Annotated in this window: 19 protein-coding genes and 1 pseudogene; 3 read left to right on the top strand and 17 right to left on the bottom strand. The window is 57.2% G+C overall.

Annotation, left to right across the window (positions count from 1 at the left end; translation table 11 throughout):
* Nucleotides 1–86: 86 nt before the first annotated feature.
* Nucleotides 87–2,966 carry a hypothetical protein gene (locus M5R41_03665; GenBank protein MCZ7555485.1) on the top strand — a complete coding sequence of 960 codons (2,880 nt, stop codon included), beginning with the start codon at nucleotides 87–89 and terminating at the stop codon, nucleotides 2,964–2,966.
* Between the two features lie 266 nt (nucleotides 2,967–3,232).
* Here M5R41_03665 and xseB read toward each other — a convergent pair whose 3' ends face one another.
* The 12 genes from xseB to M5R41_03605 all read right to left on the bottom strand — a co-directional run bounded on the left by xseB (nucleotide 3,233) and on the right by M5R41_03605 (nucleotide 16,199).
* A complete protein-coding gene (gene xseB, locus M5R41_03660) occupies nucleotides 3,233–3,448 on the bottom strand; it encodes an exodeoxyribonuclease VII small subunit (GenBank protein ID MCZ7555484.1) in 216 nt (71 codons plus the stop codon).
* Nucleotides 3,441–5,021 carry an exodeoxyribonuclease VII large subunit gene (xseA, locus tag M5R41_03655; protein ID MCZ7555483.1) on the bottom strand — a complete coding sequence of 527 codons (1,581 nt, stop codon included), beginning with the start codon at nucleotides 5,019–5,021 and terminating at the stop codon, nucleotides 3,441–3,443. Before xseA ends, xseB begins: the two co-directional genes overlap by 8 nt.
* Before the next feature lie 189 nt (nucleotides 5,022–5,210).
* Nucleotides 5,211–7,586, bottom strand: a complete 2,376-nt coding sequence (locus tag M5R41_03650) for an endonuclease MutS2 (protein ID MCZ7555482.1) — start codon at nucleotides 7,584–7,586, stop codon at nucleotides 5,211–5,213.
* Entirely contained in the window at nucleotides 7,579–8,037 is a 459-nt protein-coding gene (locus M5R41_03645; GenBank protein MCZ7555481.1) for a GatB/YqeY domain-containing protein, read from the bottom strand. The genes M5R41_03650 and M5R41_03645 overlap by 8 nt, the downstream gene beginning before the upstream one ends.
* Before the next feature lie 81 nt (nucleotides 8,038–8,118).
* Nucleotides 8,119–8,532, bottom strand: a complete 414-nt coding sequence (locus M5R41_03640; protein MCZ7555480.1) for a biopolymer transporter ExbD — start codon at nucleotides 8,530–8,532, stop codon at nucleotides 8,119–8,121.
* A 13-nt stretch (nucleotides 8,533–8,545) separates the two neighbouring features.
* Nucleotides 8,546–9,055: a biopolymer transporter ExbD gene (locus M5R41_03635; protein MCZ7555479.1), complete on the bottom strand. Its 510-nt coding sequence runs from the start codon at nucleotides 9,053–9,055 to the stop codon at nucleotides 8,546–8,548.
* Nucleotides 9,056–9,094: 39 nt separating this feature from the next.
* The gene (locus M5R41_03630; GenBank protein MCZ7555478.1) at nucleotides 9,095–9,787 is read right to left on the bottom strand and encodes a MotA/TolQ/ExbB proton channel family protein; all 693 of its coding nucleotides are present in this window, start codon (nucleotides 9,785–9,787) and stop codon (nucleotides 9,095–9,097) included.
* Nucleotides 9,788–10,010: 223 nt separating this feature from the next.
* Nucleotides 10,011–10,721 carry a putative N-acetylmannosamine-6-phosphate 2-epimerase gene (locus M5R41_03625; protein ID MCZ7555477.1) on the bottom strand — a complete coding sequence of 237 codons (711 nt, stop codon included), beginning with the start codon at nucleotides 10,719–10,721 and terminating at the stop codon, nucleotides 10,011–10,013.
* A gap of 21 nt (nucleotides 10,722–10,742) precedes the next feature.
* Entirely contained in the window at nucleotides 10,743–11,447 is a 705-nt protein-coding gene (locus M5R41_03620) for a hypothetical protein (GenBank protein ID MCZ7555476.1), read from the bottom strand.
* A 93-nt stretch (nucleotides 11,448–11,540) separates the two neighbouring features.
* Nucleotides 11,541–14,609 carry a preprotein translocase subunit SecA gene (gene secA / locus M5R41_03615; GenBank protein ID MCZ7555475.1) on the bottom strand — a complete coding sequence of 1,023 codons (3,069 nt, stop codon included), beginning with the start codon at nucleotides 14,607–14,609 and terminating at the stop codon, nucleotides 11,541–11,543.
* A 60-nt stretch (nucleotides 14,610–14,669) separates the two neighbouring features.
* On the bottom strand, nucleotides 14,670–14,981 hold the full coding sequence (locus tag M5R41_03610) for a hypothetical protein (protein MCZ7555474.1): 312 nt from the start codon (nucleotides 14,979–14,981) through the stop codon (nucleotides 14,670–14,672).
* Between the two features lie 696 nt (nucleotides 14,982–15,677).
* Nucleotides 15,678–16,199: a hypothetical protein gene (locus tag M5R41_03605; GenBank protein ID MCZ7555473.1), complete on the bottom strand. Its 522-nt coding sequence runs from the start codon at nucleotides 16,197–16,199 to the stop codon at nucleotides 15,678–15,680.
* Nucleotides 16,200–16,489: 290 nt separating this feature from the next.
* On the opposite strand from M5R41_03605, the gene M5R41_03600 reads away from it, so the two are divergent.
* Both M5R41_03600 and M5R41_03595 read left to right on the top strand, forming a co-directional pair.
* On the top strand, nucleotides 16,490–17,818 hold the full coding sequence (locus tag M5R41_03600; protein ID MCZ7555472.1) for a nodulation protein NfeD: 1,329 nt from the start codon (nucleotides 16,490–16,492) through the stop codon (nucleotides 17,816–17,818).
* A gap of 41 nt (nucleotides 17,819–17,859) precedes the next feature.
* A complete protein-coding gene (locus M5R41_03595; protein ID MCZ7555471.1) occupies nucleotides 17,860–18,618 on the top strand; it encodes a slipin family protein in 759 nt (252 codons plus the stop codon).
* A 216-nt stretch (nucleotides 18,619–18,834) separates the two neighbouring features.
* Here the strand turns inward: M5R41_03595 and M5R41_03590 are convergent, their stop codons facing one another.
* The 5 genes and pseudogenes from M5R41_03590 to M5R41_03570 form a co-directional block, all read right to left on the bottom strand.
* Nucleotides 18,835–19,827, bottom strand: a complete 993-nt coding sequence (locus M5R41_03590) for a YihY/virulence factor BrkB family protein (GenBank protein MCZ7555470.1) — start codon at nucleotides 19,825–19,827, stop codon at nucleotides 18,835–18,837.
* Nucleotides 19,824–22,058: a phosphoribosylformylglycinamidine synthase subunit PurL gene (purL, locus tag M5R41_03585; protein ID MCZ7555469.1), complete on the bottom strand. Its 2,235-nt coding sequence runs from the start codon at nucleotides 22,056–22,058 to the stop codon at nucleotides 19,824–19,826. The genes M5R41_03590 and purL overlap by 4 nt, the downstream gene beginning before the upstream one ends.
* 246 nt (nucleotides 22,059–22,304) lie before the next feature.
* Nucleotides 22,305–23,597, bottom strand: a complete 1,293-nt coding sequence (locus M5R41_03580; protein ID MCZ7555468.1) for a hypothetical protein — start codon at nucleotides 23,595–23,597, stop codon at nucleotides 22,305–22,307.
* On the bottom strand, nucleotides 23,597–24,880 hold the full coding sequence (locus M5R41_03575) for an outer membrane protein transport protein (protein MCZ7555467.1): 1,284 nt from the start codon (nucleotides 24,878–24,880) through the stop codon (nucleotides 23,597–23,599). Before M5R41_03575 ends, M5R41_03580 begins: the two co-directional genes overlap by 1 nt.
* A 25-nt stretch (nucleotides 24,881–24,905) precedes the next feature.
* A pseudogene (locus M5R41_03570) lies at nucleotides 24,906–25,103 on the bottom strand (hypothetical protein).
* Nucleotides 25,104–25,195 lie beyond the last annotated feature (92 nt).

Raw genomic sequence — 25,195 nt, 5'->3', positions numbered from 1 at the left:
GTTTCGTGGTGCCATTCACAATACGTATCTCGCGTACCAACCCGCGTTTCACGTTCCATCACGAAACCCATTCAAGGAGTCTCGCTATGCGCAATGTTGCTCTGCCATATCTCTTCCTGGTACTGTGCCTTCTGTCGTCGGCGGTGACGGCGCAGGACAGCAAGGTGTCATCACAAAGCAAGGAAGTCGAAACCTCGTTCCAAACCAGCACACAATTTCTCCTCAACCCCGAAGCTGATTTCATGGCCTCTTCGCAGCGCATTGCCGAGCCTGTGTCGACCCATATTTCTCTCGGCGGCACGTCGATGCACGCAGCGACGCCAGCGGTGCAGGCGCGCCTTGACGCTCTGAGCGCATCATCTACCGGGCATGCGACCTCGAGGGTGAACGTTCACGAAGCACGTGCGAATTCGTTCACCACTTCCGTACCGGGAATTCACGCAGTCAATAATTCAGTGTGTTCGGTAATCTACACTACCGATGCGGACTTCGATTTGGGTAACCTGCAGAATGTGAATCACGACTCCCCGAACAACGATCAGTTGCAGTTGAATGACCGCGTCACGCCTCCGCCCTTTATCTGGATCGCGCTTTCCGGTCGCGGTACGGCGGCGAGACTCGACGTGGCAACGGGTGCCATTCTCGGCGAGTATTACACGGCTCCCGACGGACGCTTCCGCGATCCCTCCCGTACCACCGTCGATTTCTTCGGTAATGTCTGGGTCGGTAATCGCGCAGAATCCGCTGGCAATAACGGATCGGTCGTGAAAATTGCAATTGTCGTCGGAGGCACCCGCTGTGACTCGGATGGAAGTCCGAATCCGATCGGGCTGTATCTCAAACCGCCGTTCATTTACAGTACGGCAATTGATCGCGACAACGATGGTCTCATCAAAACCTCCCGCGGCTCCGGTGACGTTCGCCCCTGGACAAATGCCGGCGGTGCGGACAACAATGGCGGTGTTTCCACCGCGGATGACGAATGTATTACCATCTACCAGCGTACGCCCGGCACCCCGAATGTGCGCCATCTGTCCATGGATGCCGACAACAACGTATGGGTCGGCGGCTACAATTTTGGCGGTATTTTCCCCTTTCATAAGCTCGATGGAAACACGGGAGCCATTCTCACAACGAGAGGACCTCTCTGTGGTGGCGGTTACGGTGGTCTCATTGACGGTGCGGGAATTCTCTGGTCCGCCGATGTGTCGTACAATCGTTTGACCCGCTACGATCCGGTTGCAAACACCGCTACCTGTCTCTCTTTCGGAACATCGTACGGACTGGGCATCGACGGCTTCGGCAATATCTGGAATACCAGCTACAGTGATAACGTCATCCGCAAATATTCGCCCGCGGGTGCCGTGTTGGGCACGTTCCCGACCGGAGGAGCACAACCCAGCGGTGTTGCCGTCACTTCCGATAACGACGTTTGGGTTCCCAATCGCAACAGCAATACCCTTGTGCGTCTTTCCAACGCCGGCGCAATCAAGAAACTCATCCCGGTCGGCTCCACTCCTACCGGTGTCGCTGTCGATGCCAACGATAAAGTCTGGGTCACCAATTACAATTCGCACAACGCCATGCGTATCGATCCCGCGGCGGGTGGTGACGGACTCGGTGCGGTGGATTTGACCGTACCTCTCGGTGCAAGCGCCTTTCCGTACAACTACAGCGACATGACGGGTGCCGTGGCCATCGGCGCCACCTCACAGCAGGGTACCTGGACGGTGGTGCACAACAGCGGCGTGGTCGGAACGAAGTGGGGCAGCGTCTCCTGGAGTGGATCGACACCGGCTGGTACCGCGATCAAGGTGGAAGTCCGCAGCGCGGCCTCTCAGGCAGGCCTCTCGCTCGTGCCCTTCGTTCAGGTGGGCTCGGGGAATGACCTGTGCGACGCAGGTTTCGCGGGCCAGTATGTCGAGATCCGCACCACGTTGTCGCGTGAACCGAACATCACGGATACTCCCATCCTGTATGATCTGACGCTGTCAGAATGTGACGAGGATGCCCCTGTTCCCGATGTCGCAACGCTTCCCGACGTCACCGGTGAATGCTCGGCCGAAGTGACCACCGTCCCGACCGCAACCGACCGCTGCGAAGGCATGATTTACGGCACAACAACCGATCCGCTCGTCTACACCGCTCAGGGTTCGTATGTCGTTACCTGGTCCTTCACCGATTCGGAAGGCAACACATCGACACAGACCCAAAATGTTATCGTCGACGACGTGACGCCCCCGGCCATTACGCTCGCCGCCAATCCGGTGCGCCTCTGGATGCCCAATCATACCTATCAGTCCTTCAGCATCGCGCAGATGGTGGCTTCGGTCTCCGATAATTGCGACGATACTCCCGGTTTGGCTTCGAGTCTCCGCATCACACAAGTCACCAGCGATGAAGCCGAAGATGCACATGACGGGGACGGAGCGACGTTGGACGACATTCTCATCGCGGTCGACTGCCAGTCCGTCCAGGTACGCAAAGAGCGTCTGGGTGGCGGCAACGGACGCGTCTACTCCGTGAGCGTTGCGGCGACGGATTATGCCGGAAATACCACCACTTCTGCGTTCAAAATCCACGTGCCCGTTTCGATTAATAGCCTTGTGACCGAGGATGCGCCTCTGTATCTCGTTACCAGCGCATGCGCATCATCGAAGTCCGGCCCAGTCTCGATTTCCCGGCCCTCTCGTGTCGAGCTCGAGGCGAATTACCCGAATCCCTTCAACCCTTCAACCACTATCGCGTGGAATCTCCCCGAAGCCATGCAGGTGCAATTGACGATACACGACGCGCTCGGTCGTGAAGTTGCGAAACTTGTGGACGAGAACTTCGGTGCCGGCCGTCACATGAAGCTGTGGGACAGCGGCAACAGCCCCGCCGGTAGTTATATGGCTCGTCTTGCTGTCCGGAACGCGAGCGGCTCCGAAAGCGTCCACACGAGAATGATGCTGCTGCTCAAGTAACCTCTCTCTTTCTCTCTCCTCATGAAAAGCAGTATGGGGCGGTTCACACCGCCCCATTTCTTTTCCACGTAACCTATGATCGTATACGGAAGATTGGGACAGGATGGCCATGGGGTGGCAGGTGTTTTCGTGAGGGAATGTTCGAGGAGTAGTCAACGACGGATCCATCGTCTACGCCCATGTAATAGCATCCGCATGCATCCGCTTCCATTCGCGCAATCCCTGCACGAATTGTTCCAAGCGCGCAGACCCAGCGCAGACGCAGGCTATTTCGGTTGCTGCAGCTCTTCGAGTTCCCTGAAAGCATCCTTGACTTCGAGTTCGACTTTACGAAGGGTCTCGCTCATTTCCTTTATGAGGCGCACTCCTTCCTTGACGTCTTTCGCCAGGTCGTCTATGGGCGTTTCGGAATTATCGAGACGTGTGAGAATGTCGTTCAGCCGTTGTGCCTTTTCCTCGTAGCTGAGGGGTGTGTCACTCATGATGTTTCTCCTTGCTGCTGATGGATGCGCGGGCGTCACCATCGTGAAATGATATACCGACGGACATGCCCGGCTCTATCGCATCAATACTGCCGATGATCCGTCCGTTCGTTGTCCGCACGATACTGAAACCACGCGCGAGAACCCGCCGTGGATCGTATGCGAGGACGTTGGTGTGACGTTGCTCCAGCGACGCCGCTTCGTGTCGTAATCGCGGAAGAGTATTCGAAGAAACGGCCCGGTCAAGCGACGCGCGAAGCTGTTCCCCGTAGCGCTCGACTGTGCGCTTTGCGGAGCCGAGCAGCGCGTACATGCGAACACGTGCGTCCGCGTCACCGCTTTGCACAATTGTCCACACCCGACGTGGAGAGAGTCGCATGCTCTGCGCCTCTTTCGCCAGTGCGGCGGCACGCAATGTTTTCAGCACTGCGCTGTTCAGGCCGCGCATGTCCGTGCGAAGCGTGGCCATTTTATGCTCTATTGCGCTTGAGATACGGCGCCGTAACTCATTGTTTTGTTTGTCGTTATTCCTGTGTGCCGAAATCGTTCTCTCGCCCACTCCCCTTCGCATGCGCTCGACAGCACCCAGTAATTGCGTTCGCGTCAGTGCCGCCAGCTTGCGGCTGCCCTGGAGAATACCAACCGTGTCGCGTTGAATGCGGGTGTGTTGACGCCCGATGGCGTGTATCCACTCCCGCCGGATACGCTCTTCTGCCTGCCGCATATCCCGTGCCGCGCCTTCGAAGCGACTGACGATGGCTTCTGCGAGCGCTGTCGGCGTCTTGAAGGAGCTGTGCGCAACAACATCCAGAACACCGCTATCGGTCTCGTGGCCAATCGCGACCCATACCGGTTTATTGAACGTCGCTATTGCACGCGCTATGCGCTCATTATCCAGTGTCGCCAGGTCGGATTTGCTTCCTCCCCCACGGACGAGAATGACCAGATCCACAGAAAGCCGATCGAGAAGACCGAGAGCGCGAAGAATCGAGGCTTCAGCGTTCTCGCCCTGCATCACCGCTTCCGTGAAGGACACACGATAGGCGAAGCCCCCACGCTCGAGCGTTTTGTACACATCGGCATATGCCGCACTCTCCCTGCTGGTGATCAAACCGATGCGCAGCGGCAGTTGCGGTACACGCCATTTCTTGTTCAGCTGATCGGCGCCTTCGCCCGTCAGACGATCAATTATTTCCCGCTTGCGAAGTTCCAATTCTCCGAGAATGAAACGCGGATCGGCGTTGCTGGCAACCAGACTCAAACCGTAGAGCTCGTGAAACTCAAGGCGGCATTCGAAAATGACCTTCATCCCGGTTTTCAGTTCCAGAACAAGCCCGGCCTTGAGAAACGCTGCGGCGATGCGTGTCCGGTCCCTGTTCCACATACGAAACGCGAGTTTCGCCACTTGCCTTCCGTCCTTCGTCTCGACGAGGGTACCATAGTAGTGGCCTCCCTTGTCGGATACATCACCTATTTCTGCCTGAACCCAGAAGTCCTTTTCCGCGACCGGCGCGAGAATCTCCCCGATGCGGGCGGTGATGCGCGAAAGTGGAAAAATGGTCGGTTCAGTCATTGGAAGCAGTGCATTGTATCCTGTTGGAATGTACGAACACCCGTGTTATTTGCCATACGATCAGACGGAGAGCGAAAGGCGAAGAAGCGACTCCCGTGTTGCTGTTCGGAGCCGATCTCCGCGCCCGAAGTTCATCCCAGGCCGCCCTCCGAATGCCGCTGCGTAGCATACCATCGCAGCGTCGCGCGGTCAATCCCCTTTGAACACGACCTTCGTGACTCCGGAGCCGCCTTCGTTCCACTCACCGAGCTGATAGCTTTCCACAAAGGGAAGATCCTTCAGAAAAGCGTGCACCTTCTGCCGTAGCGCTCCGGTACCCTTGCCGTGAATAATGTCGACACGCAGCAAGCCGCTTGTCCACGCCTGATACAGGAAGAGATCGATTTTTCGAATGGCATCGTCTCCGTAGAGGCCGCGGATATCGATTTCATTGCGTTCCACGGCTTCCACTGTCACGGAGGCGGCGGGGACAGCTTTACGATTGCCCTCGTGTCGCCGTAACTTCTGTATCTCTACAAGCATGCGCATGCTGCCGAAGGCAACCGGGATTTTTTCGCCGCTGGCGGTATCAAGCACCGTGCCGATGGTTGCGGGACTGTCGACCATGAACACTTCGTCGCCGGGGAGGAAGGGCTTCCGCGCCTCCGACGGTGTGGCCGGTACATCTTCGAGTTCGCCCAGGCCCTTCGTGGCGTCCTGCTTCTGCTTGTCCAGACGCTCGTGTGCGCGATGAATCGCTTCACGCGAGGCCTGCTCTTCCCGGATCTCGCGTATGCTCTTCTCCACGGAAGCGCGCGCGTCTTCCACGATGCGCTGCGCATCTTCGAGAGCATGCTTTTTTACATCCCGGGCCTCGGCCCGGACCTGTTTCATTTTTCCGTCGTACTCCTCCACGAGCGCGCGGTACTTTTCTTCGAGCTGCTCCGAGCGCCGCAGGCGATTTCCCAGGGCCTGTGACTGCCGTTCGACTTCAGCGAGTAATTGCTCGAGGGCATTGCTCTGTGTTCCCATGATGTCGCGGGCACGCTCGATAATCGCGGGATTCATCCCGTGGCGACGTGTGATTTCGAAGGCATAGCTGCTGCCCGGAAGACCGGCGCGAAAGCGATATGTCGGCTGCAGCGTCTGCATGTCGAATTCCATCGCCGCGTTTTCCATCCCCTCCTGCTCATGCGCGAAAGCTTTGAGCATGCCATGATGCGTCGTGGCGATCACATGCGCCTTCAGCGCGGTCAACCGTTCCAGAATGGCCGCGCCAAGCGCCGACCCCTCCGCGGGATCGGTGCCCGTACCGATTTCATCTATGAGCACGAGAGTACGCATACTCGCTCCATCCACGATGCGGGCGAGGCGGCTGACATGGGAAGAGAAGGTACTCAGATCATTTTCCAGTGACTGCTCGTCGCCGATATCCACAAATATGTTGTCGTACACGGGAAAGCTGCTCTCCCCGTCGCAAGGCACGGGAATGCCGGCCTGCAACATCAGCGCCAGCAGACCCACGGTTTTCATCGTCACGCTTTTCCCGCCGGCGTTGGGGCCAGTGATGATGATTGTCGTGGCGTCGTCTCCGATGCTGATGTCGAGAGGAATGACGTCCGACATTTTCTTGTGCAGCAGCAACAAGGGATGGCGCGCCTGCCGGAGCAGCAGCGGGCCGTCGCGCTTGACCGTCGGACAGGTGGCGAGCATATCGCGCGCATAGCGCGCCCGCGCAGAGAGAGCATCGATTTCGCCAAAGGCGATGAGGCCCGTCAGCATCGCGGGAACATCGCCGCGAAGCCTGTCGGTGAGTTCCGTCAGTATCGTGTTGATTTCCCTGAGCTCGGCAAATTGCAGGTCGCGGATGTCGTTGTTCAGCTCGAGCGTCTCGGTGGGTTCGATATACACCGTCTGCCCCGTCGCGGAGGTCGAATGAATGAAGCCCTGTATTTGCCGCTTGTACTCTGCCTTAACCGGGAGCACCATGCGGCCGTCGCGCAGGGTCACCAGTTCCTCCATCACCATCTCCTGCTCCGAGACGCGCTTGAGAATGCTCTCCATGCGTCTGCGCAGCTGTCCGGATCGCTCGATGATTTCGCGTCGTATCGCGCGGAGTTCCTTGCTTGCGCCGTCCTTCACTCCGCCCTCGTCGTCAATAACGCGGTCGATGTGAAATTCGAGCAACTTGTTCTCCGGGAGTTCCGACGCGATATGCGCGAGCAATGGTGCGCGCTCGCTGCGCTTGAGCAAAAACGTCCGCAGTTCACGGAACAGCGTCAAGGCCTGTAAAACGCTGCGGAAATCTTCAGAGGGTACGACACTGCCTTCTTTCGCGGCGCGGTGAAGTACGGCGCGTATGTCGAGAATATCCACGAGCGGAGGTCTCTCGTCGGCCTCGATCAGACGGAGCATCTCGTCCACGCGCGCGAGTTCGTCGTTGATTTCCACCGGGACGGTCATCGGATACAGCGCCTCCACGTGAGCGCGTCCGTACAACGATGCGCAGCGTCCCGCGATATGCGAGCGAATACGCTCGAACTCGAGCTTTTCTATCGCGTCGTTGAACGCGGCGCTCTCAGGCATGTCCGCCGCCGAGCAGGGATTTCAGCAGTGCCTGCACTTTCGTGCCGTCCGCCTTTCCTTTCAGCTGTTTCATGAGCGGTCCCATGACTTTGCCGAAGTCCTTCATGTCCACCGCTTCCGCATCGGCGATCGCCGCGCGGACGATGTCCAGCAATTCCGCTTCATCGAGTTGCGCAGGCAGATAGCGTGCAATGACCGCCAGTTCGCGTTCTTCCTGTTCCGCCAAATCGCTCCGGCCGGCATTGCGGTATTGCTCTATGGCTTCGCGGCGTTTCTTCGCCGCGGCATTGAGAATAGTGAGATCGTCGTCTTCACTGAGCGTGGTTCCGACTTTCTGCTTCTCCACTTCGAGAATGGCGGCGCGTATGGTGCGAAGCGTTTCCAGGCTCGTTTTGTCGCCCGCTTTCATGGCGGCTTTCATGTCTTCCGCGATACGTTCTGTAAGTGACATGACGGTATCCGTGCTGGTGAAAAAAATGAAAAAAGGCAACCATCGGACGACGCTTGCCTTTTTCCGGAAACGGTTGCGGCGTCAGAGTTTGATCAGCGCCGAGTAATTGATGCGAAGCGCGTCGGCGCGCCGGAGTTCCTGTTGGACATCGTTCACGATACCCATGCGCGAACCCTTGTCGATGCGCAGGGACATGATGATGTTCGGATTGCTCAAACGCTTCTGATAGGCGATCTCGCTGACGGCATCGACGGGCAGAATGCTGTCGTCGATCTGTATGCGCTCATCCTCGCCAATCCAGATGTAGGACAGCAGACGCTTGTTGTCGATTTTCTCGAGAGCCACAGCGCTGGGCAGGGTGTAACGCACTTTGATGTCCACTTCACGGAGCACGGTGGTGACCATGAAGAAAATGAGCAGCATGAAGATGATGTCCGGCAAGGATGCTGTCGGAATCGTCTGCTGCGCCTGGGCTACTTTTTTCTTGAATTTCATTGTCGCTTCTCTCCTACTCTTCCGCCTGCGCGGGCTCCGCGAGTGAGATACGCTGCGGAACGGCCTGGCGGATTTCCTGAATCTGCGCTTCTGTGGCATTCTCCATCGGAACGCCGAATTTTTCGCGGCTGTATTCGTCGCGGAGATCGCGGTACGCCAGCTTGAGCTGATCCATGACGTCGATGTAGATCTTGTACGGCGTATCCCGGACCGTCTTGTACGAGATGATCAGCTTGGGATTCGCCTTGATGCGTGCGATTATTTCCGCCTTGATTTGCGGTACGCCGTAAATCTTTTCATCGATGAGCACATCGCCCACCTCGTTGACGAGGATGTTGGCGATGTTTTCGGACTTCACCTGCACCTGTTCCGCGTTTTCCACCCATGGCGGCAGCACGAGGTCGATGCCGGTGTCGACATCGATCGTGGTCGTCACGAGGAAGAAGAGCAGCAGCAGGAAGGAGATATCCGCCATCGAACTGGTGGGGATTTCAACCGGCGCCTTTTTCTTTTTTCTGAACATGTGATGCTCCTCGTTGAGATGATCGGAAGAATAGGATATTTATCCCTTCTTCTTCCTCTCAAGCAGCACGAGCGAATCGATGAGTTCGATGGAGCTTTCTTCCATCTCCACCACCAGTTTGTCGATGCGGGCAACGAAGTAGTTGTAGAATACCTGAAGGACCATGGCCACGATCAGACCGAACAGCGTCGTGAGCAACGCGACGGAAATACCTGTGGCGACGATTTCCGGCGAGATGTTTTTCGCCGCGGCGATCGAATCGAAGGCCTGGATCATACCTTGCACCGTACCGGTGAACCCAAGCAACGGAGCGATGGAAATGAACGTCGAAATCCAAATCAGTCCGCGTTCGAGGAAGGACATCTCGATCGAGCCGTAGCTGATGACGGCTTTCTCGGCTGCGTCGATACCTTCGTCCGCGCGCATCAGACCGGCCTGGAACACGCTCGCGATGGAACCGCTGCTTTTCCTGCACACACCGAGGGCCTTTTCCACACCACCCTCATCCAGCGCTTTCTTGACATCGATAAGGAACTTCTTGGTGTTCACCGACGCGCGGCCAATGGAGATGAATTTGAAAATGACGAAGGCGAGACCAAGCACGAGACACGCGAGAATCGGCCACATGAAGCCGCCGCCCTGGTTGAACTTTTCAACCAGAAAATTGATGGTGCCTGTACTCTCACCCGCTTCCTGCAGGAGAAGGAGAAAGGATCCAAGAAGATGCTGCATTACGGTGTGCCTCCAAAAAGAGATGAATGGTTAACGATGTTTCTTCTGTTTGTATCGTCTCCGAAGTCCTTTGCCCCGAAGATCCTTCAGTGCCGACACGCGTAACTATTTCGCGGTCAGCTACATCATATCAAAAATACGCCCCGGCGAGCCGAAACTCAAGCCGTTTCAAAGGTAAAATACTCATAATCCTTGAATCGAACCATGTGATTTGTATGAGCTTTCATCCGCGGTGCGTCTCCGCCTGCTCTTTCAGCGCTTCGACGAACGTCGTGGTGATGATACGGGGTCGCGTTATCGCGGACCCGACCACCACAGCGTGCGCGCCCGCCCGCAAGGCCTCTACCGCCGCCTCGGGCGTCCAGATGCGCCCTTCGGCGATCACGGGGATGGTGAGGGAATGCGATAATTCACGGATAAGTACGTAGTCTGGCGTGCGATAATCATACGTCGCGGTGCCGGGTGTATGACCGGACAAGGTTGTGGCGATGAAGTCAGCGCCGATTTCCGCGGCACGAATGCCCTCACGAAAATTGGCGACATCCGCCCAGAGCAGTCCGGTGAAGCGCTTCCGCGCCTGTTCGAAAAAAATGAAACCGTCGGTGCCGTCCGGTCTTTTGCGCTTGGTCACGTCCACGGCGACGGCGTCGGCACCTGCGGCGAAGAGCGCGTCTATAGCGTCCATCGTCGGTGTGATGAGCATGGCACCATCCGCATAGCAGCCCTCGGCGAATCCGATGATGGGGAGTTCGGTCTGGCTGCGCGTGTTCCGTACGCGCTCCGCACCTTCGATGCGCAGCGCCACCGCGCCGCCCGCAACAGCCGCCTGAACGAAATACGCGAATATCGCTTCATCCCGCATACCGTCGTCGGCATGACAGGAAACGATCACACCCTGTCGAATGATCTCGTGAATATTCTGACGCTTCATCATACACAAAAATACGGCAAAAGATCAGAGCACGAAAATGATTGCCGGAACAATACCAGCATACACCGCCACTGCCGCGAGCACGACGGCTACGAGAGCCGACACTCCCCCTCCACGAGGCCACTGACTTTTGAGCAAGAGGGCAAGGGTCCAGAGCAATGCCGCCGCGTCCGCCGTGATCAGCAGCCAGTACGGCAGCGGCTGCACATTCCACGCCGCGGGGTTTTCGGAAAAGAGCGTCACGCCGAAAATGCCGAGCTGCAACGGGAGTATGAGGACCGACAGCCAGAGCAATGGCGACAACGACCAGGCCAGCGCTGCGGCGGCATCGCGGTACCGCTGTTGCGGTGTATGCAGACGGGTCAGCAGCACAAGCCCGAACGACGCCAGAACGCCATGGAGCAGACCGGCGACAGGTCCGCCGAACGCGATGCTGGCAAGTATTTCCACAAAGCCGGCACGCGTGTCCCCTGCCCGCGTCACGGCGAGCACCGCCGCCAGCACGACGGGTCCGCTGCCGGCAAAAAGCAGATGCGTGTAATTCTTCTGTTCGCTGCGCGCAATACGGAGAAATGTTGTCCGGGGTGCTTCGAGCATTCCCCACAGTGTCGAAAACAGGTCGAGCGCCGGTACGCGGTCACGCAAATACGCGCCGCACCCGTCACAGCGCAGAGCGAGGAGAGAATTCTCCCCTCCGCACGCACCGCAGATCACCGTTTCCGCACTCATGCGTACCCATCCTTCCGCAGAACGATTTATTGGTACCGTCACGTTACGGTGACGGATGTGTTTCTTCGAAATTTCTTTCAGCCCGGACCGGCGCTACTGCTCGGACAGTCCGTGACACTGCTTGTACTTCTTTCCGCTGCCACAGGGACAGGGATCGTTGCGTCCCGGCCGCTTCTCGACGCGTATGGGCTGCCGTCTTCCGGCGATGGCCTCCTGCGGCGCCTCCGCTCCGGGTATGGCCTCGCGGTTCCCCTGATACCCCATACCTTCAGAGGACTGATGCGTGGTGACCAGGTCGGAAATGCGCGGTGCCCGCGGACGCGTCGGCATCTGCTGATCGCGCACAGGATAGAGGCGGAACACCATGCCGAGCACCTCGCGATTGATCATGCCGATCATCTGCACGAACATTTCGAAGGCCTCTTTCTTGTATTCGATCAGAGGATCTTTCTGGCCGTACGCGCGCATGTGAATGCCTTCCTTGAGATCGTCCATCTCGCGGAGATGCTCCTTCCACCGCATGTCTATGACCTGCAGCATGGCCATGCGCATGAGCTGCTGCATAAGATCGGATCCCAGATCCTCCTCCTTGCGGCGGAGAAAATCGCGTGCGTTCGAGATGACAAGATCCTTCAGATCATCGGCGCTGCCTATGCGCTGTTTGTCCGGATCAAAGGGCAGATCCACTACGAGATTCCTTCGCACTTCCTCGCGGAACGCATCCATATCGCCGGCTTCCCAGTGCGTATCCGCTATCTCGGAAGCGTACTGCTCGAGCATGTCGAAGATTTCATCTTTCAGATTCTCGCCGAGCAACGCCTGGCGACGACGGGAGTAAATGACCGTCCGCTGCTGATTCATCACGTTGTCGTATTCGAGCAGACGCTTGCGGATGCCGAAATTATTCTCCTCGACTTTCTTCTGCGCGCGCTCGACGGATTTCGTGATCATCGAGTGGGTGATAACCTCGCCTTCCTGTACGCCCAGCCGCGTCATCACGCTGGCGATGCGGTCGGATTTGAACAAACGCATGAGATCGTCTTCCAGCGAGATGTAGAAGCGCGAAGCGCCCGGATCGCCCTGGCGTCCCGCGCGACCGCGGAGCTGGCGATCGATGCGGCGGGCTTCGTGCCGCTCCGTTCCGACGATAACGAGACCGCCCGCTTCGCGCACGCCCGGCCCCAGCTTGATATCGGTTCCGCGGCCGGCCATGTTGGTGGCGATGGTCACCGCGCCGGGCAGACCGGCGTTGCGCACGATATCCGCCTCATGCTGATGCTGCTTGGCGTTGAGTACGTTATGCGCGATGTTCTTGCGCTTGAGCATGCGGGAAAGTGTTTCCGACACCTCCACGCTGGTGGTGCCGACGAGCACCGGTTGGCGGTTGTCGCGGCATTCCTGCACGAAATCTATGACCGCGTTGTACTTCTCACGTTTCGTTTTGTACACGTGATCTTCCTGATCATCGCGAACAATGGGTTTGTTGGTGGGGATGACGACCACGTCCAGCTTGTAGATCTCGTAAAACTCACCCGCTTCCGTTTCGGCGGTACCCGTCATGCCGGCGAGTTTTTTGTACAGACGGAAGTAGTTCTGCAGGGTAATCGTGGCCAGGGTTTGCGTATCGCCTTCGACTTTGACGTTTTCCTTGCTCTCGATCGCCTGATGCAGACCTTCGGAGTAGCGGCGGCCCGGGAGAATGCGGCCGGTAAAGGTATCCACAATCATGACCTTCCCCTCCTGTACGACGTATTCCACGTCTTTCTCGTACAGGCACCAGGCCTTCAGGAGTTGATGTACGGTGTGAATGCGGTCGCTGCGCTCCGCATAGAGCTGCTGAAGCTTGTCCTTCTGCTTCTGCATGTCACGCGGATCGACACCTTCACCCGAGAGCTGGCTCATCTCGCCGGCGATGTCCGGGAGGACGAAGAAATCCGGTTCGTCCTTGGACGGTGCCAGGAAGAGTCGGCCTTTCTCTGTGAGATCGACGGCGAAGGATTTTTCGTCTATGGAGAAATACAGCTCCTCGAGAATTTCCGGCATGCGGCGCGCGTTGTCGGCGCGGTATACATTCTCGGTTTTCTGCATGAGGGACTGATTCTCGGGTTCACTGAGGATTTTCAGCAGCTTCTTGTTCTTGGGCAAACCTCTCTGCGCACGGTAGATAAGCACGCCTGCTTCCTCGCGCTTGTCTTCGGCGAGCAGCCGTTCCGCTTCTGCGAGAATTTTGGCGATAAAGGCGTTCTGCGCGTTGACGAGGCGTTCCACACGCGGTTTCATTTCGTCGAACTTGTGGTCCGATTCACCAATGGGACCGCTGATGATGAGCGGCGTTCGCGCCTCGTCGATGAGCACGGAGTCCACTTCGTCCACGATGGCGAAATTATGTTCCCGCTGCACGAGGTCGGAAGTCTCGATAACCATGTTGTCGCGCAGGTAGTCGAAGCCGAACTCGTTGTTCGTGCCGTAAGTGATGTCGCGGTTGTAAATTTCGCGGCGCTCCTGCGGACTCATCCAGTTCTGAATGCACCCCACGGTGATTCCGTGAAATTCAAATACCAGCCCCATCCATTCGCTGTCGCGGCGTGCGAGATAATCGTTGACGGTAACGACATGCACGCCCTTGCCCGGAAGCGCATTGAGGTACAGCGGCAGGGTCGCGACGAGTGTTTTACCTTCGCCGGTCGCCATTTCGGATATCTTGCCCTGGTGAAGAACGATACCACCGATAAGCTGCACGTCGAAGGGTACCATGTCCCAGGTCATTTTATTATCGACCACCAGGTACTCCGTGCCGACCAGGCGTCGGCAGGTGTCCTTGACCACGGCGAAGGCCTCCGGGAGAATATCGTCGAGCACGTCCTCGATGGTTTCCTTGAGAGCGGTTTTCAGGTCCTTGAGCTTGTCATGCAGGGCCTCGCGGTCAGTCCCTTCCTTGTCCTCGGTCAGCGTTTGCTGTATGGCGGCGATTTCCTCTTCTATCCCCGCTATCTCGTTGCGGATGCGCTCGCGGAATTCTGTGGTTTTCGCGCGCAGTTCGTCGTCGGTCAGAGAGGCAAGCTTTGCGTAATGCTCGTTTATCTCTTCAACGAGAGGCAAGAGTTGCTTGGTGTCCCGCTCTTTTTTACTTCCGCCGAAGAGTTTTGTGATGAAATTCATCATGGTGTCATCGTTCCTGTATTGAGTTCCTGTGGAGTTACAACCAACGTTTTCACTGTTCGATCAGTGAAACGACGGCGCTCTCACGGGAGGCGTCAGATAGAACGCGCTTGATCGCCCGCGGCAGGATGCATCGGCAAAGGAACGCGACGTCCACGCACCGAGCACCCCATCATTCAATGTCAGAACGGCGTGTATCCCGGCATGCAGCTTCGCGGAGGAGTGGTCGCCACGTACCCCGACCTCGTACAGCGCCGTGACAACGCTTCCCACCACCGAACGCACAGGGGTGAGATTCGGTGTTTCGACGAATGCGCCGTCGGAATTGAGAACGCAGCCGCAAACGAGGGAAACTGTTACGAGAAAACCGGTCATACACCAAAATGAACAAATGAATCAATCATGAAATGTAGAAGTTTCCACAGGTGGAAGCAAGGTCCGCGCACGCCCCCATACCCCACCGTATTTTCGCATTCAATTCGTCTCGCAATTTCGCCTGTGACTCCGACAGCACTTGGTACCGATGAAAGCTGTTATTGTGTCGCTCCATGCACGCCATTCGCTGATACTTTCCTTGAAGGAATTCGATGCCTTCTCCCTGTTGAAATTTCCGAATCTCTGAATCAAGTATAGAGGCGTTATTGCACACTGCAGCTTGTACTCGTACACATCGTTCGACATTCGAAAGAAGGATTTCTTATCGAGGTTGTACATTCTCGTGTACAGTTCTCTCCGTTTCGCCACCTTCGGTTCTCACTTCGGGATAGCTGCTTCTCAAGAAATCATCGATGTCGGCACGTGAATCCAAATGGCCATGCGCACGGACGTATGGAAGATGTGACCGATTGCGAGAAGCTGTGTGCACTACAACGCAAACAGTGTGGAATGCGGGGGCAGCGTAAGGGCCGGAGCCTGCTGATCGAGCGTTCGTTTATTGAACCAGCAGGTCACGCATGACCCGCTCGATGCAAACGGTTTACCGCTGACAACTGGGATGATGGAAACCCGGGATGTTTGCCCGGCGCAAATGTACCGCGTAATGATTTTGTGTCGATGCCATGCATGTCAGTTTCAACTCTCTCCAATCATCCACACAAAGGATGCATTGAACGACCTTCCTGTCCCGTAACCGAGCCCGATCCCGCACCACGTCGGAATGAAATACAGTCCCGCCAAATAGTGAAGTTGGGTTGAGTACTTTTTGATGTCCGGTTTCGCGCCCCTGTACTCCGTGAATAGCGAACTACGGAGATGCAGATCCAGACCACCCATGATACCGAATCTTCCCATTGGCACGATTCCACCGAGTGCGAATCCCGTTATCAACAGACCCTTGTCGCTGTCAGGATCGGCCTTCTTCGCGAACCAATGGCGGATATCCGCAAAATCCGGCGGCTTGTAGGCGATTGTGACATCGAAGTATACCAGGCCGGTCCGGAACGACATACCCGAGGCACCAAAGCCGGCCATGACACCCATGTCCGTTCTTTCCCACCGCCATGGATTCCGCATTCTTTCCTGGTCATCCTGAGCTAGAGCGGGACGCGCACACAGCAGCAGTACGGCCGCTATATTGTACAGCAAATGTTTCACTCCGGGCCCTCCATTTACAGCGGATGCATGTATCTGTAATACAATAGTACGGCGAAAGATCGAACGGAACAATCCAGATTTGCCCCCCGAAAGGACACCTTTTTCCCGGTAGCATGCGGTCGAGGGGAACTCGATTCCATCCTTGCGTTTCGCCTTGTGCCGAAAGGGCGGGGACAACGTGGTAAACGGCTTCCGCAAACGCACTCCGGCACTTTCCTTTTCATCGGATGCCTGTTGCGTCTTGACCCGAGTTTCTGTACACTACACCGTCACCATTGACGAGGGTCATCATGCACTTCCGCGGCATACTGCTCTCCCTGCTCCTTTTCATCGTCTTCAGTGGCGCAACGCCGCTTTCCGGTCAGCAACGTATCCTCTCCGTCACTATCGACGGAAGTATCAATCCCGCCTCCGCGAAATATCTTCACGACGCGATCGAAGAAGCACAACAAATGGGCATGAGCGCGGTGTTGTTGCGGCTGAATACACCCGGAGGCCTGCTGCAGTCCACAAGAGAGATTGTACGGGATTTTCTTGAAAGTCCTCTTCCCGTCATTGTCTATGTCGCACCCGGCGGTTCACAGGCGGCATCGGCCGGTGCCTTCATCACCATGGCCGCACATGTGGCAGCCATGGCGCCTGGCACGAATATCGGTGCCGCGCATCCGGTAACCATCGCAGAGGGCCAGAGCAACATCGCGGACTCCTCCAATGTCCCGCTCTCCAAAGCCACCAATGATGCCGCAGCATTTGCGCGCAGTATCGCCGAGGAGCGCGGCAGGAACAGGGACTGGGCGGAAGCGAGCGTGCGTCAAAGCGCTGCAATTACGGAAACCGAAGCGCTGCGACTCAACGTGATAGATCTCGTTGCCCGGGACGAGAAAGACCTGCTCGCGCAGCTCGAAGGCAGACGCGTCGCTGTTCGCGGCGACACGATCACCCTCTCCCTCATTGACGCGGAGATCGTGCAACGGGACATGTCCTTTCAGCAGGAATTGCTGGATGTGCTCAGCGATCCGAACATCGCCTATATTCTGCTCATGCTCGGGATGTACGGACTGTTCTTCGAACTCTACAATCCCGGTGCGATTTTTCCCGGTGTCGTCGGAGGAATCTGCCTCATCCTCGCATTTTATTCCATGAACACACTGCCGGTCAATTATGCGGGACTGGCACTGATACTCTTCGGTGTCATTCTGTTCATTCTGGAAGTCAAAATCGTCAGCCACGGCCTGCTGTCTGTCGGCGGCGTCGTTTCGCTTTTTCTCGGCTCCATCATGCTCATAGACACACAGCCGGGACTGGAGTTTCTCGAGATTTCCACCACCGTTATACTTGCGGTCACGCTGTGTTCTGCTGCCTTCTTCCTCTTCGTCGTCGGCAAAGGTATCGCGGCACAGCGGAAGAAACCCACAACAGGCTCAGAAGGACTGCGTGGAGAAATCGGCACCGTACTCGAGGATCTTGATCCGGAAGGCGCGGTATTCGTGCATGGCGAACGCTGGAAAGCGCGATGCACTTCAGCCACAGTCCCCGCGGGCGCCCGCGTCACCGTGCACGGCATGGCCGGCTTCGTCCTCATCGTGGAGCCCACGGACGATACGCAGTATTCAGCTTAAATCCGCACATCTATTTCACGCAAGCGAAAAGAGGTACACGTATGGATGCAATCGGAAGTGTTTTCGGCGTTCTCATCATGTTCATCGTGCTCATACTCAGCAGCGCCATACGAGTGCTGCGCGAATATGAACGCGGCGTGATTTTCCGCCTCGGCCGCCTTATCGCGGCGAAGGGACCGGGACTCATCCTTGTCATACCGCTGGTGGACCGCATGGTCAAGGTCAGTTTGCGTACCATCGTCCTCGATGTGCCGCCGCAGGACGTTATCACGCGCGACAACGTGTCGGTGAAGGTGAGCGCGGTCGTGTATTTCCGTGTTATCGATTCCTCGAAAGCGATAGTCGAGGTGGAGAACTTTATGTTCGCGACCAGTCAGCTCTCACAGACCACGCTGCGCAGCATACTCGGTCAGTCCGAGCTGGACGAACTCCTCTCGGAACGCGACAAAATCAACAAACAGTTGCAGGAAATCATCGACCACCAGACGGAGCCCTGGGGCATCAAGGTCAGTCTCGTGGAGGTGAAGCATATAGACCTCCCGCAGGAAATGCAGCGCGCCATGGCCAAACAAGCCGAAGCGGAGCGCGAACGCCGCGCGAAAGTCATCGCCGCCGAAGGAGAGTTTCAGGCTTCCGCAAAACTCGCGGATGCCGCCGCAGTGCTTTCACGCAATCCGGCCGCCTTACAATTGCGGTATCTGCAAACGTTGACTGTCGTCGCCGCAGAACACAATTCGACGACACTCTTCCCCATTCCCATTGACCTGTTTAAACCGTTCCTGCAGGACAGAAAAGACTGACGATTTACGAATTGGTGTCTGCTCAGTTCACTTGTAACGCGCGAATTCGTCAGAATTTGAGAGACGTGAAACGTTGAAGGTTACACCGTGTAATCGCTCCGTCCGGACAGAGGTACTCGTAAGTCGTTAATCGTCAGTCGTCCCGCCTGCGCTCTTACGAACTGACGGTTGTACCATGGTCCTATGATGCTTCGGCGGGCAGGCAATCCTGTGTCGTCACTCGTGTGTCGGAAAGCGCAGCGTGGTTTCCCTGCTGCGCTCAACGACGCGTGTCAGGCTTTTCTCGGTAAACAGCTTGCGGAGTCGTCGCCGTTCGTCGTACATCTGTCCCACCTCCGCTGCGAAGAGCAGTGCGAGACTGCTGTAATACACCCACAGGGCGGTGGCGACGAGTACGGCGTAGGGACCGTAAATCATGCCGATTTTCCACAGATGCTGCAGGTAGTAGGAAAAAGCGAACTTCGCCAGTCCCCACAGCAATGCGGCGATGCTGCTGGCAATCAGGACAACGCGAAATCGCTGCCGCTTGTCCGGGACGATGGTGAACACGATGAGGAAGAGTAAAAAACTGAGGACGAAGGGAATCAGGGCGTTGAGCACGTCATTAAAGATGAACGACTCCAATTCCAAGCCGAACACCTTTTGTCCCAGCCCCTTGATCATGGACACACCGTACATGAACACCGTCACGAGTATGACGGCGATTCCGACGACAGACAACATTGCGAAGTCGCGAAGCTTGGATGCGAAAATGCTCCGTGTGTCTTCCACGTGAAAAATCCGGCCCAGCACGGTGCGTAATGCGCCGAATAGTGCGCTGGAGGTCCATATCAGGCCCAACGCGCCGATGAGGCCGGCCAGTTGCGAACCGCCGACGAACTCGCGTATGAGATCGATCACCATTCCGCGCAACTGCTCGCGCTCATACGGAAATAATCCCAGATCCTGTATGGAGCGATCCACGGTCGCTATGGCGTCCTCCGTCCCGAGGTAAAAGCCCAGCGCGTAAAACACCAGAAGGACGAGCGGGATGAAGCACAGCAACACATTGAAACTGAGGCCGGCGGCGGAAAGAAAAATGTGATTCTGTTCCATCCGCTCCACGATGCGGATGAAATACATGAAGGTGTCGCGCACCCAATGCAGCGAGAGGAAATCCCTCAGCAGGGTCAGTGCCTGCTGCATGCGCTCCTTACCCGAGCGTTTCATGCCCCGGATTCTAATAGCTCCGGAAGCGCGCGTTCGTAGCGTGCGTCCATGTCGCTCACTGCAATGCCGATGTCGTCGTTCACGCGGAGCTCCGCCCCCCCGACGATTCCGATGGACATTGCGGGTACGCCGTGCGCGGCAGCCAGGGCGAGGAGTTCATCAACGCGCGCGGAATCGCAGCTCACGACAGCGCGCGATTGCGACTCCCCGAAATACAAGGCATCCTTTCGCAGATCATTCACCGGCAGGGAGACTACAGTCCCGAGCTTGGACGGCGACGTGAGGCAGCACTCGGCCAGACAGACGGCAAGTCCGCCGTCGGACACGTCGTGCGCGCTGTGCAGCAGTCCGGCGCGTATGGCCGCGAGCAGCGCCGCATGGAGGCGTTTCTCCTGGTCGAGATCGAGGAACGGTGCGTCCCCTCCGACGATGCCATGCCAGCTCGCCAGGTACTCGCTGCCGTTGATGTCGTTCTGCGCTTCGCCGAACAGAATCACCGCATCGCCCGCGGTACGGAAACCGGAGGTGGTGATGTGATCGACATGCTCGATCAGGCCCAGCATGCCGATGACAGGCGTCGGGAATACGGCGCCATTGGGATTTTCATTGTAGAAACTGACGTTGCCGCCGGTGACGGGTGTATCGAAGACGCGGCAGGCATCGCCCATGCCACCACAGGCCTCGCGGAATTGATAATACACCTCCGGCTTGTAGGGATTGCCGAAGTTCAGACAATTCGTGATCGCCAACGGTTGTGCACCGGTGCAGGCGACGTTGCGCGCTGCTTCGGCTACGGCGATGCTCGCTCCCTTGCGGGGATTGAGATACACATACCGGCCGTTGCAATCGGTGCACACGGCGATGGCCTTGTCCGTTCCTTTGATACGAATGACTGCGGCGTCGGAACCGGGTCCGACCGCCGTATTGGTCCGCACGGAGGTATCGTACTGCTCGTACACCCAGCGCTTGCTGGCGATATTCGGCGTTCCGAGCAGGGCGAGCAGCACGGCGCCGCAATCGGAGGGCACGGGAACGGATTCCATGCGGAAGGACTCCGTGAGATCGAGATAATCCGGTCGCTTCGTTTCGCGTATGTACACCGGCGCTCCGCCGCCCAGCACGAGACTGTCGGCGGGGACCACGGCCTTCACCTCACCGTGACGGCGAATCGTCACCATGCCGTCGTCGGTCACATGGCCGATGGTAACGGCATGCAGATCCCACTTGTCGAAAATTTCCTTCACCCGCGCTTCACTTCCCTGCTTGGCCACGACGAGCATGCGCTCCTGTGACTCCGAAAGCAGCAACTCGTAGGCGCTCATGTTCTCTTCACGCGCGGGCACGAGATCGAGATCGAGATCCATGCCGCTCTCGCCTTTTGCGGACATTTCGCAGGACGAACAGGTGATGCCTGCGGCTCCCATGTCCTGTATGCCGATGATCAAATCCTCACGGATGATTTCGAGTGTCGCCTCGAGTAGCAGCTTCTCCGTAAAGGGATCGCCAACCTGCACAGACGGACGCTTCGACTCCGATTCTTCGCTCAAGTCCACCGAGGCAAAAGTTGCGCCGTGTATGCCGTCACGTCCTGTGGAGGAGCCGACGATCATCACCGGGTTGCCGGCGCCTTTCGCTATGGCGGAAGCGGTTTGATCATGCTTCACGATGCCGACAGCCATGGCATTGACAAGGGGATTCCCCTGATACGCATTGTCGAAGTATATCTCTCCGGCGACCGTGGGTACGCCGAAACAGTTCCCGTAATGGCCGATGCCGTGCACGACTCCTTTCACGAGGAATTGTACACGCGGATTCGCGGGATCCCCGAAGCGCAGCGAGTCGCAGGCCGCGATGGGTCGCGCACCCATGGTGAATATGTCCCGTAAAATCCCGCCAACGCCCGTCGCGGCACCCTGGAACGGTTCGATAGCCGACGGGTGATTGTGTGATTCAATTTTGAATGCGATAGCGAGCCCATCGCCTATGTCCACCAGTCCGGCGTTCTCTTCACCTGCGCCAACGAGCAAACGTCCCCCGCTGCGCGGAAGGGTCTTGAGTACGGCGATGGAATTTTTGTACGAGCAATGCTCACTCCACATCACACTGTACATCCCGAGTTCGGTGTACGTCGGTGTGCGGCCTTGGAGGTAGGCGAGAATTTTCTGGTACTCCTCGTCCGTGAGACCCAGTTCTCGGGCGATATCGGCGGTGACGACGGGTTCGTTGATCATGCGGTCCTGCTGTTTCGGGTTCCGAAATCGGTACAGCATGAAAAGTACGATTTTGTGGCGAGAGAGTGAAACACACGTATCGACGCAGCGACGCGGGTGCAGAAAAATAAAACGACACCCCGCTCTTCAGCAGGGTGTCGTCAAGTAATTCCACGGCAATCATGCGGTCAAAAATGCTCCTTCCCGCATCACCATTCGGACTAATTCGCGTTAATCCGCCTTTTCATCCGCGGAAATCCGTGTCGCTCAGCGCTTGCTGAACGTGCCGGGCGCCGGGATACCGGGGAGCGTGTGCATCTGCACATTGTGTATGCTGGCCCCGTAGGCCTGGTTCATAGCCGCGATGAAGTGATTCGCGACGAGTCCGTTGCCACGTGCGCTGAGATGAATGCCATCGAGACTGAACACCCCACCGGTGATAAAGGCGCCTGAGTAGCTCTCTCCGGCGATATGCACGCCGTCGCTGACCAACTTGTCGAAGTACGCATGCATGTCAACCAGCGTGAAGCCCTGACGAAGCGCTTCGGTATAGATGATGGTGTTGTACGCCGTCACGGCATTGATCACCGTGCTCACCTCTGCGTCATCGAGCACGAAGGCGGATGGCAGCGGATTGCTCGGCGAAAGTCCGATCATCTGTTTGAGCTGGTCCTGCGCAGTGAGCAACACGAACTCGTTGGGTCCGACGGAAATGACATTGTTGTCATTATTCCGATAATAAATGGACAGCGGCTGTTCCGGATTCGTCGGATTGGCGACCTTGCGTGGAACAGTGGTGAAATATGGCAATTTCGTCGGATTCGGAATGTTCGCCACCAGGACTTTGGTGTTCGGGAGCATTGCCTTGATTTTTGCGAACGCGGCTTGTACGGACTGCTGGAATACCGCGATTTCCGTGGGGAATTTCCCCGGAGGATTGCCGTCGAGGCCGGAGTTCGTGCCGCGCGTGCCACCCGATCTCGCATACTCGAGCACGTCGGAATACCCGAGCCAGAACGTCATGAACGTTGGGTTCAAGCTGATGGCCTGATCCACCAGCGACACTCCGAACGCCGTCTGATTTCGCATGATCATCTGATAGAAGGGATTACCACGTGTTGTGCCCCGCTCGGCGATGGGTGATGTGTCCAGAGCGTCATACATGATGGCGAAGGGGATGCCGAGATTGTGATAGGCAGTCCCGTGCGCCACGTTGGTTGGCGGATTCAAACTCGGATTCTTCGCGACGATGCTCGGCGGGGACATGGAGGAAAGAAGCCGCAACTCCCCTGTCCCGGGATACGGCATGAGGGGTTGCACGAATGCGGGCGTCTTGATCTGCGCCGCGATGAGATTGGGATAACTGTACATCTGCCCCTGCTCGAAGAGCGAAGCGGATTGCATTCCCGCGGTGTAACTGTCGCCGACGGCAACGTACACGGAGGCATCGATGCTGCCGAGGGAAAAATCCTTCACCGGATTCTCTTCCTCACTGCACGAAGCAATCGCGCCGAGAAACAGCACACAGCAAAGTATCCGGAAGTAGTGCGTGGTATTCATCAGTCACCTCCCAGCACGTATGTGATGTTAAAACCGATCAGGGACGCGTTTCCGGTGTACTTGCCGTTCATGTGTACACCATCCGGATGTGTTGTCTCGTTGGTGACGCGATCGAGGAAAATGAGATTCAGATACGCCACGTCAATCGTGAGACTGGGCAGCAGATCGAAGCCGAAGCCGATGTTGAGTCCATGCCGATCCGAATCCGGAAGCAATGGCTCGAGGCTCTTGTCCGGCACCGGATTGCGGTCATAGAAGTATCCGCCACGCAGAGCCAGACCGAGCAGCGGTATGCGGTATTCCGCACCGAGACGCAGGATAAACGTATCCTCATAATCCTTTGGCATGGATACGTCGGTCTGCGCAACGCCGGCCGTGTTCACATTGTCCACGGCGAAATCCAGGGCCAGTTTATCGTAGCTGGACCATTGTATGCCCTGGAAATCGAATTCCAGCTCAAAATTTTTCACCGGCGCCCAGGCGATGCCGGCAAACCACGTGGCGGGAGGACTCAACGATGTCGTTACGTCGCCGCCGGGAAACAACGGTTGCAGCGCGGCGGTGGGATGGAAATTCGCCGTGCCTTCGAAATCAATCGAGGTCTCAGCCCGGTAAGTGAAACCGAGACTCACGTTCTCCATGGGTTTCACGATGACACCCATGTTCCAGCTGAACGCCGGATCGCCGCTGCCCTCCAGTTCCAGGTCCAGCTCGGGATCGAAATTCGTCACCGCCCGGCGCAAACTCACATTCGAGAATACGATATTTGCACCCAGGCCGAAGGCCAGCCACTCATTGACGGCATAGGAAACCGTCGGCATGATGTAGAAGGTCTGTAGTTCGATTTCACGGGTAACCGCGCGGCCGACCCAGTTGTCCGCCCATTCCGTGCCGAGGCCGTACGGAGTAGTCACGCCGATACCGGCCGCGAAGCCACTCAGCACACCGTCCGTCCAGGTGTTCGCGGCGTAGAAATTCGGGGGATAAAACATGTTGTCGAGCATGTCCCAGCGCTGATTGCTGTTGTTGTTGCTCGGACCGTAGTAGGAGTAACTCGGTGTGATGAGCGTGGCGCCGCCCATCACCTGAAAGCCCCGCTGGAAGGAAAGTCCTGCGGGATTGAAGAACATGGCCGAGGGGTCGCTCGCGCGCGCGGCGAATGCGCCCGCCTGTGCCATGGCCCGCGCACCGTGTTCGTTCAACTGAAAGCCGCCGGCGTGAACAGCCGAGCTTCCGCACAGAACGATTGCGACGAGCAGCAGTGAGGTTCGCAGTCTGAACACTGATCCTCCGTGGAATGTGAGTACATCAGGAGATTTCTATGAGAAGAGCGTTTTTCTCGACCGCATCACCTTCCTTCACCACTACCGCTTTCACGATACCGGTGGAAGGAGCTTTTATTTCATTTTCCATCTTCATGGCCTCAAGGATGAGTACGCCCTGGCCGGCTTCGATCAGCTCACCTTCGTGCACCAGCACCCGCGCGATGCGGCCCGGCATAGGAGATCGCAACACCGCGTGATGTACCCGCGTGGCCTTGTCCGTCGCCAACGAACGCAATAATAAGGACGTCTCATCATTGAGTTCCACCGCTATCA

The organism is Bacteroidia bacterium, from assembly GCA_027493955.1.
Lineage (GTDB): Bacteria > Bacteroidota > Ignavibacteria > SZUA-365 > SZUA-365 > JAOSJT01.
The sequence above is the reverse complement of the archived record's forward strand: the minus strand, read 5'-3'. Positions and strand labels throughout refer to the sequence as shown.